Genomic DNA, 6388 nt, shown 5'->3' with positions numbered 1-6388 from the left:
GGTATTTGTGGTCGGGCTGGGCCTTTTCGGGGGCGCGGATGGCCTCCTGGGCTACCACTTCTTCTTGAGGGCGTCGGCCATGTGGGAGACCGTGCGGTCGGGATGATCGTGGACGTCGGGGGCGGTGAAACGGAGAATCGTCCAGCCGGCCTTCCGCAGAGCGTTGAGCCGGGCGACGTCGCGCCGGAACTGCTCCCGCTCACGATGATGATCACCTTCGTACTCCGCAGCCGTTTTCGCCTCCGGCCAAGCCAGGTCCAACCGCGCGACGAACCGGCCTTGCTCGTCGCGCACCTCGTACTGAGCGACCGGCGTCGGCAGTCCCGCCATCACGAAAAGCATCCGCAGCCTGGACTCCATCACCGATTCGCTTCGCGGCTCCACCAACGGCAGGCGGGCGATGAGTTGGCGGGCGCCGCGCAGCTGACGTCGCGCTCGTGCGTAGTCCGCCAGGTCGGCGATCGTCACCAAGTGGCGATGACACATCGCGTCAACCGCCACCACTGAGGGTCCGAGATGCCGCTGGCGGCCGAGGTCGAAGGCGGTGCGTAGCGGGGAGGTGACCGGGATGCCCTCCACCCTCATGACGTCCGCGGGATCGAGAGCTGTGCGGAACGGGCGCACTCGCGGGTGCGCCCACAGATGGGTGCGGGTCGGCACTGTGACCGTCACCGGGGCATCGGGCGGCAACAGGTCGAGGCCGTGCAGGAAGGCCGCGCTGTATCGATCGACCGCTCCGGCCGCGGGCAGGGTGAGAGCGACGGCAGCACACCAGGTCCGGTGATCGGTCACCGCATCCGCGGCGACGTACACGTCCGGAAGCAGGCGCCGCCACGACGGCCCGATCAGGAGGTCGCGCGTCACGAGCCCGCGGGCCACCGCATCACGCCCGCGGAACGGCCCCGCCATCAGTTGCCTCGGCACCTCGACCCGTCGACCCATGACCGCAGACCATGCCGCAGCCGCCGCCCCGCCCGCAGACGCCCTGTGGATAACGCCGAAGTGGTAGCCCGAAGGGGCATCCAGGCGTCGGATGCCCCTCTGGGCTACCACTTTTCGCTTGCTCGCACGGGCCAGGGCGGAAGTGGTAGCTCAGAGGGCTATCCACGGCTCGGATTGCCCTGTGGGCTACCACTCCTTGCTTGTCAGGCGGAGTTGGGGTGGGTGATTACTACCACCGGGCGGGTTGATTTTTTGATCAGGTCTAACGGGACGCTGCCCAGGAGGCGCTCCGCCACGGACGGGCGGGTGGTTGCGCCCACCACGATCAGGTCCGCCTTCTGCTGGTCGGCGAAGTCCAGGATGCCCTGGACCGCGCGGCCCGGGACGACCGAGTGGGTGACCTCGACGCCGGCCTCGGCCACGCGTCGGGCCATCGTCGCCGCGGCCTGCTCGGCGGCCTGGGTGAAGACGCTGCGTGGCGCGGCGGCCAGCCGCTCCAATTCCACCTGATCCACCGAGACCACCGCCACCGAGGCGCCGGTCTGTTTCGCCAGCCCGGCCGCCGCTTGCGCGACCCAGGGCTGATCGGCGTCGGGCTTTGTCGCTACGACGATCCGCATGTCACAGATTTCTACACACTCGATTGCGATACGTCGATAGCAACTCTCGACATATCCGGCTCCTTAGACCAGTCTCTCGTTTATGGCGGATGCGGAGATCGAGCAGCAGACGACCTCGGAGCGCGGCGAGCCGTCCCTCAAGCGGGTCATGGGTCCCGGGCTCCTGTTGCTCTTCGTCGTGGGCGACATCCTGGGCACCGGTGTGTACGCGCTGACCGGCCGCGTGGCGAAAGAGGTCGGCGGCGCGGTCTGGCTGCCGTTCCTGTGCGCCTTCGTGGTCGCGCTGCTGACTGCGTTCAGCTACCTCGAGCTGGTCACCAAGTATCCGCGGGCGGCCGGCGCGGCGCTCTACACGCACAAGGCGTTCGGCATCCACTTCCTGACCTTCATCGTCACCTTCGCGGTGATGTGTTCGGGTCTGACCAGCGCATCCAGTGCGTCCAAGGCGTTCGCCAGCAACTTCGTCGAGGCGTTCGATCTGACCATCGGCGAGGGCGCCGGGCTGACCGCGCTCGCGCTCGGCTTCATGACGCTGATCGCCCTGATCAACTTCCGGGGCGTCGGTGAGAGCGTCAAGCTCAACGTGCTGCTCACCTGTGTCGAGTTGACCGGTCTGCTGATCATCATCTGCATCGGCGCCTGGGCGCTCGGCGGCGGCAACGGTGACCTGTCGCGGCTCACCGACTTCACCGCGGCCGAGGGGGAGAGCGCCTTCTTCTCGGTGACCGCCGCGACGGCCCTGGCGTTCTTCGCGATGGTCGGCTTCGAGGACTCGGTGAACATGGCCGAGGAGACCAAGGATCCGGTCCGCATCTTCCCCAAGGTGATGCTGACCGGTCTGTGCATCACCGGCGTCATCTACGTGCTGGTGTCCATCTCCTCGGTGGCCCTGGTCCCTCCGGCGGAGCTCGGCGAGGGCGACGCGCCGCTGCTCAAGGTGGTCGAGGCCGGCGCGTCCGGCTTCCCGCTGTGGATCTTCGCTTTCATCACCATGTTCGCCGTCGCCAACTCGGCGCTGATCAACATGCTGATGGCGAGCCGGTTGCTCTACGGCATGGCCAACGAGGGCGTGCTCCCCAAGGCGCTCGGCAAGGTGCACCCGACCCGGCGTACCCCATGGGTGGGAATTGTCTTCACGACGGTGATCGCTTTCGGGCTGATCTGGTTCGCCGATCTGGCCGCGCTGGGCGGGACGACCTCGCTGTTGTTGCTCTGCGTCTTCACTGTCGTGAACATCGCCGTGCTGGTCCTGCGCCGGGACACGGTGGAGCACAAGCACTTCAAGGCGCCGACGGCGATTCCGATCATCGGTGCGGTGGCCTGCGCCTACCTGGCCAGCCCGCTGTCCGGCCGGTCGGTCGACGACTACCGGATCGCGGGGATCCTGCTGGTCGTCGGCGTCGTGCTGTGGCTGATCACCTTCCTCGCGAGCCGGATGACGCAGCGTAGCTGACCCACCACCCCTTACGAAGGTCAATTGTGGACTAGTACGGTGCCACAGTGGCCCAGGAAAATGCCCTCGTGGCCGCCGCCGGTGGTTTTCTCTCCGCCGGCGCGGCCGGTTTCGCGATCGCGATGCTGCGCGCCGCGGCCCGCGACACTTCCGCCGGACCTCGCCTGCGCACCCTCGTCATGGGCGTCGGTCTGTTGCTCACCGGCCTGGCCGGCACCGCTTCCGGACTCGCCGTCCTGATCGCGCCCGAGCGGAAAGTCGCCGACGTTCCACTGCCGGCGGAGATCCCGCTCGTCACGATCTTCCTGGTCGCGTTGAGCTATCTGCCGGCCGTGCTGCGCCCCCATCAGCGCCGCGACGGGCTGGCCCGGCTGCGCGTCGGCCTGGACACCGTCGGCGTCTTCACCTGCATGGTCTTCGTGCCCTGGCTGCTTCTCTTCGACGGAGAGGAACGTCGCGGGGCCTCTGTGACAGCGCTGATCTTCGGCGGCGGAGCGGCGGCGGTCGCGATGGTGGCCGGGGTGCACGCGGTGCGCCATCGGGCCGCGTTGCGCTGGGCGGGGCCGGGAGCGGCGCTGTCGCTGATCGGCCTCATCGCGCTGACCGTCGGCATGGACCACCTCGACCAACCGAACGCGGCGACCGCCTGCCTGGCCGCGGGCGTCGCGATCACCGTCGCGGCGGCCATCCTCTGGCATTCGACCGTCCGCGTGTGGCCCGACGCCGGCCCGCTGCCGCCGGCCGGCAGCGAACCGGCCGCCGGCTTCCCGCTCTTCGCGGCACCGGTCCTGGGTTCCGCCGGCGTCACCGCCTACCACCTGTTGAGCGGCCGGGAGTTGGGCACCGTCGCGATCGTGCTGGCCACCGTGGCGATCACCGCGATCGCGGCGCGGGAGTCCATCGCGGCCATCGCGCTGCGCCGGCACGCCACTCATCTCACCGACCAGGGCAACCGCCTGCGCAGCCTGGTCTTCGGATCGTCCGATGTGGCCATGGTGCTGGACGCCGACCTCGCGGTGCGCTGGCAGTCGCCGGCCGCCGCGCGCCAGTTCGGGCTGTCCGATCAGGACGTGCTCGGCCGTCCCGCGCTGGCTCTCGTGCACCCCGATCAGGCCGATGCGTTGCACGCGTTCCTGAGCGTCCGGCTGGGTCGCACGGCCACCGGGTCGTCGATCGGCGTCCGGCTGCGCGACGGTTTCGGCCGCTGGCGGGAGACCGAATGGACGGCCAGCGGTGACGACCCGGCCGAGCCGGGCAGCACGCTGGTGGTGCACGTCCGCGACCTGAGCGGTCAGGGTGACCTGCGGGAGGCGTTGAGCCAGGCGGCGTACCTCGATCACCAGACCGGCCTGGCCAACCGGCGCGGGCTGCAACGGGCCGGCGACCCGGTGCCGGACTCCGGTGCGCTGATCGTGCTGGAGCTGGGCGGGCTCACCGCGATCAGCGACCTGCACGGCGCCGACCTCGCCGAGGCGGTGCTGGTGGACGCGGCCCGCCGGCTGCGCCACCGGGTGGCGGACGCGGACGTGCCGGCCCGGATCGGGGACACCCGGTTCGCCGTGCTGACCCGGGGCGGTGCGGTGCGCGCGCACCTGCTCGCCAGTCAGCTGATCAACGTGCTGACCGCGCCGTACTACACCGCCGGGACGGTCGCGCACCTGTCGGCCTGGGCCGGGCTCACCGATCTGGCCGCCGACGAGGCCGGCATGGACGAGGTGATCCGCCGGGCCACGCTGGCGATGCGTTCGGTGCGGTCGGGGCCGCCGGGTGCGGTCGAATGGTACGACGAGGAGATGGAGGGCCGGCTGCTGCGGCGGTCCACGTTGGAGCAGGACCTGCCGGGCGCCGTGTCCCGCGGCGGGATCGACCTCACCTACCAGCCGATCGTGGAGCTGCCCGGGCAGCGTCCGGTGGGTGTGGAGGCGGTGCCGGTCTGGCGGCATCCGACGCTGGGTCCGGTACCGGCCGGCGAGGTGCTGGCACTGGCGGAGGATCTGGGCCTGCTCGGCGAGCTGAGCCGCCGAGTGCTGCACCAGGCGTGCCGCGAACTGGTCGGCTGGCGGCGGCAGCACGAGTCGCTGTGGTTGTCGGTCCCGGTGCGGCCGCGCGCACTGACCGACCCCGTTTTCCAGGCCGCCCTGGACAGCGCGCTGGAGCTACCCGGCATCTCCGACTCGGCACTCGTGGTGGAGATCGCCGAGGCCGATCTGCTGCAGGGGGCGGACCGGGACGACGTCGCGGTGGAGCTGGGCAGCCTGCGTACCCGGGGCATCCGCACCGCGGTCGGCCACTTCGGCGCCGGGCCGACCTCGCTGAGCCGGCTGCGCACCCTGCCGATCGATCTGCTGAAGATCGACCGGGACGTCTTCGGGGCGCAAGCGGAGGTGGCGATCACCGAGGCGACGGTCGCCCTGGGCCGCCGGCTCGGGATGGACGTCATCGCGCAGGGCCTGCTGACCGACGACGACCTGTCCGCCGTGCAGGCCGCCGGATGCCGGCTGGGCCAGGGCGACCTGGTCGGGCGGGCGATGCCGGCGGAGCGCATGGAGGCGTTGCTGGAGCAGCACCGGGCGCAGCGCTAGCCGACCCCCATCAGCCGGTGTTGCGCATGCCCGCGGCGATGCCGTTGACCGTGGTGAGCAGCGCCCGCTCCAGGGCGGTGGACTCCGACGGCGCCCGGCGCGCGCCCGGTGCGGTGGCCAGCTGGCGCTGGTTCTCGCCCAGCTCGCGGTACTGCCGGAGCAACGCCACCTGCAGGTGGTGCAACGGTTCCAGATAGGTGTCGCGCACCCCCAGCGTGCGGTGCAGCTCGGGCTGCCCGGACAGGAGCTCGTCGCCGCCGGTGATGGCCAGCACCTCGCGGACGGTCAGGTCGTACTCCTCCTGGATCCGTTCGAAGATCGGGTGCAACGTCTCCGGGACCAGGGTGTCGACATAGCGCCGCGCGATGCTCAGGTCCGTCTTGAACAGCATCATCTCGACGTTGGAGATGAAGGTGCGGAAGAACTGCCAGTTCTCCTTCATCTCGTGCAGGGTGTCGGCCAGTCCGGCCTCACGCGCCGCCTTGAGCCCGGTGCCGACACCGAACCACCCGGGCACGATCTGCCGGGTCTGCGTCCAGCCGAACACCCACGGGATCGCGCGCAGGCCACCCAGGCCGGCGTCCGCGTTCGGCCGCTTCGCCGGCCGCGAGCCGATGTTCAGCGCGCCGAGCAGCTCGGTCGGTGTCGCCGCCCAGAAGTACGCGGGCAGATCCGGATCCTCGACCAGCCGCCGGTACGCCGCGAACGCCGCGGCCGAGGCGGTGTCCATCGCCCCGTCCCAGTGCTCGAGCCGTTGCAGGTCCACCTGCGGCGTGGTGTGCAGCAGCGTC

At 70.4% G+C, this 6388-nt stretch carries 5 protein-coding genes; 2 read left to right on the top strand and 3 right to left on the bottom strand.

Annotated elements, in window-relative coordinates:
* Window positions 1-51: 51 nt before the first annotated feature.
* Window positions 52-942 (bottom strand): DUF559 domain-containing protein, encoded by an 891-nt coding sequence (locus AB0M20_RS21290; protein WP_364300613.1) that lies wholly within the window; start codon window positions 940-942, stop codon window positions 52-54.
* A gap of 203 nt (window positions 943-1145) precedes the next feature.
* Window positions 1146-1562, bottom strand: coding sequence for a universal stress protein (locus tag AB0M20_RS21285; protein ID WP_364300611.1), 417 nt, complete (start codon window positions 1560-1562; stop codon window positions 1146-1148).
* A gap of 82 nt (window positions 1563-1644) precedes the next feature.
* Here AB0M20_RS21285 and AB0M20_RS21280 point away from each other — a divergent pair, with 82 nt between their 5' ends.
* Window positions 1645-3015 (top strand): APC family permease, encoded by a 1371-nt coding sequence (locus AB0M20_RS21280; RefSeq protein WP_364300609.1) that lies wholly within the window; start codon window positions 1645-1647, stop codon window positions 3013-3015.
* A 47-nt stretch (window positions 3016-3062) separates the two neighbouring features.
* Window positions 3063-5597 (top strand): EAL domain-containing protein, encoded by a 2535-nt coding sequence (locus AB0M20_RS21275; protein WP_364300607.1) that lies wholly within the window; start codon window positions 3063-3065, stop codon window positions 5595-5597.
* Window positions 5598-5607: 10 nt separating this feature from the next.
* Here the strand turns inward: AB0M20_RS21275 and AB0M20_RS21270 are convergent.
* Window positions 5608-6388, bottom strand: a 781-nt coding sequence (locus AB0M20_RS21270; protein ID WP_364300605.1) for a phosphoenolpyruvate carboxylase, incomplete at its 5' end; no start/stop codon positions are given.

The sequence above is a fragment of the Actinoplanes sp. NPDC051633 genome (assembly GCF_040681735.1).
Taxonomy (GTDB): Bacteria; Actinomycetota; Actinomycetes; order Mycobacteriales; family Micromonosporaceae; genus Actinoplanes.
Note: the sequence above shows the minus strand (reverse complement) of the source record. Positions and strands in the feature narration are given on the sequence as shown.

Bases quoted from the DNA above. Each gene is read 5' to 3' on its own strand.
- AB0M20_RS21290 (WP_364300613.1), bottom strand. From the start codon at position 942: ATGGGTCGACGGGTCGAGGTGCCGAGGCAACTGATGGCGGGGCCGTTC.
- AB0M20_RS21285 (WP_364300611.1), bottom strand. From the start codon at position 1,562: ATGCGGATCGTCGTAGCGACAAAGCCCGACGCCGATCAGCCCTGGGTC.
- AB0M20_RS21280 (WP_364300609.1), top strand. From the start codon at position 1,645: ATGGCGGATGCGGAGATCGAGCAGCAGACGACCTCGGAGCGCGGCGAG.